Origin of the sequence: Streptomyces sp. UH6, assembly GCF_013421635.1 — a bacterium.
GTDB classification, from domain to species: Bacteria; Actinomycetota; Actinomycetes; order Streptomycetales; family Streptomycetaceae; genus Streptomyces; species Streptomyces abyssomicinicus.
Genome location: NZ_JACADT010001044.1, coordinates 1 through 1,926, shown reverse-complemented (window position 1 = coordinate 1,926; position 1,926 = coordinate 1). Strand labels below are relative to the sequence as shown.

General features: G+C 73.3%; 3 protein-coding genes. All 3 read right to left on the bottom strand.

Annotation, left to right across the window (positions count from 1 at the left end; all coding sequences use genetic code 11):
• Positions 1–1,016, bottom strand: a 1,016-nt coding sequence (locus tag HW445_RS28965) for an NUDIX domain-containing protein (RefSeq protein WP_308800107.1), incomplete at its 3' end; no start/stop codon positions are given.
• A 168-nt stretch (positions 1,017–1,184) separates the two neighbouring features.
• Entirely contained in the window at positions 1,185–1,481 is a 297-nt protein-coding gene (locus HW445_RS28960; RefSeq protein WP_151772549.1) for a hypothetical protein, read from the bottom strand.
• Between the two features lie 193 nt (positions 1,482–1,674).
• On the bottom strand, positions 1,675–1,926 hold a 252-nt coding region (locus HW445_RS28955), incomplete at its 5' end, for an ROK family protein (RefSeq protein WP_180223806.1).

The window sequence follows — 1,926 nt, the reverse complement described above, 5'->3', positions numbered from 1 at the left end:
AGGTACATCGCCGCCCCCCGTTCCCGCGCGCGCAGCGCCCAGTGGAGCCGCCGGTAGCGCACCGGCGGCAGCAGTTCGGCGGCCTCCGTCTCCGTGACGAACCGCCAGCCGCGCAGCTCGGGACCGGGCAGGATCACCCGGGCGGCGGCGTCGCCCCTCAGTCGTCCGCCGTCGAACAGGAACCGCAGCCCGCCGTATCCGGGGGGCCGGGGCGACTCCCAGTCGACGACCAGCAGCCTCGGTGCGCCGGCCAGGCGCAGCCCGGTCTCCTCGGCCACCTCGCGCACCCCCGCCTGTGCGGGCGCCTCCCCCTGTTCGACCACCCCGCCGGGGAACTCCCAGCCCGGCTTGTAGGTGGGGTCGACGAGCAGGAACCGGTCCTGCTCGTCGAAGAGCAGCACCCCGGAGGCCACCGTCTCGGCGCTGGGTTCGGGGGTCTGCACGATGTCGCAGACGGCCGCCTCCCCGGTGCCGACCGCCCGGGCGATCCGGCCCGCGGTCTGCTGGGGGGTGAGGGTGCCGTTGTCCACGGGATGGGCGTCGGCGGCCAGCCAGGAGCCCAGCGCGGCCAGGTACGGCTCGATGTGGTCCTGGCGCCACTGGCGCACGCGCCGCTCGGCGTCGGGCAGTGCGTCAGGCGCCTCGGCGTCCGCGATCCGCTGACGGAGAATCGTTTCCGCCGGGGTGAGCACCACATGGCGGACGGTGATCCGGCGCGCGGCGAGGCCACCGAAGATCTCGTCGCGGTACTCCTGGCGCAGCAGAGTCATGGGAACGACCAGGGTGCCGCCGAGTTCCGAGAGCATCGCGGCCGCGGTGTCCACCACCAGCCGCCGCCAGATCGGCAGGTCCTGGAAATCGTCGATCCCGGCGAGGTGCTTGGGCGGCAGCATGTGGGTGAGCGCGCCGCCGACCACCTCGGGATCGAAGAGCGCGCTGTCGGGCATCAGGTCCAGCAGCTCCCTGGCGGTGCTGGACTTGCCCGCGCCGAACGCGCCGTTGATCCAGACGATCACTGTTCCCCCTCTTCTCCGGATCTTCGTCTTCTCCGGACGAATGTGACGTGCCCGCCCCATCCTGCATCGGAAACCAGCCGCAGTTGAGGGGGCAACGGGGGAGCACGGAGGGATCACGGTGGCGGCGGCGGGCGGGCCGGTGGTCCGCCCGCCGCGCGACGCGATACGTCAGACGGCGGGCCACAGCCCCGCGTCGGGGGCCGGCAGCGCCTCGAGGGCTTCCAGCGCCTGCAGGGTCTCCAGGCCCTCCAGGTAGGCGACCCCGTCGTGGACGGTGGTGTCGGCGGACGGTCCGAAGACCTCGTGGCGGGCGATGCTGTCGTCGCCGGTGAGCTCCTCCACCGTGCCGCGCACGTCCTCGACGGGACGTTCGGCCTCCTCCCCCTCCGCGTGGGAGGGGGAGACCGCCGCGAGGACGCACCCGGCGGCGAAGGAGGCGATGGCGAGCATGCTGCGCTTCTTCATGCCGCTACAACAGCGCGACGGGCTCACCGGTCACGCAACCCGCCCGACGGACGACGGCTCGGTCACGATCGGCCGTAATCGATCGGATTCGGCCTCCGCGGGCCGGACACGTAAGCCGGCCTGACACGTAAGCCGGCCTGACACGGCAGCCCGCCGGACAGGGAAGCCGGAACGGTATCGGCGCCGCCTCCGTTCATCCCCCCAGGCGTCCCAGCGCGGCCGCCGCGGCGCCGATCAGCCCGGCGTCCGAGCCGGTCAGCGCCGGCACGACCCGCAGTCCGCTGGTGAAGGACAACGTCGCGTACTCCGGGAGCGCCTCGCGCAGGGGGGTGAACAGGACGTCGCCGGACTCGGCCACTCCCCCGCCGATCACCGCGACCTCTATCTCGACCAGCGCGGCCACCGCGGCGATCGATGCGGCCAGGGCGCGTCCGGCGAGGGCGAA

Bases quoted from the DNA above. Each gene is read 5' to 3' on its own strand.
- HW445_RS28960 (WP_151772549.1), bottom strand. From the start codon at position 1,481: ATGAAGAAGCGCAGCATGCTCGCCATCGCCTCCTTCGCCGCCGGGTGC.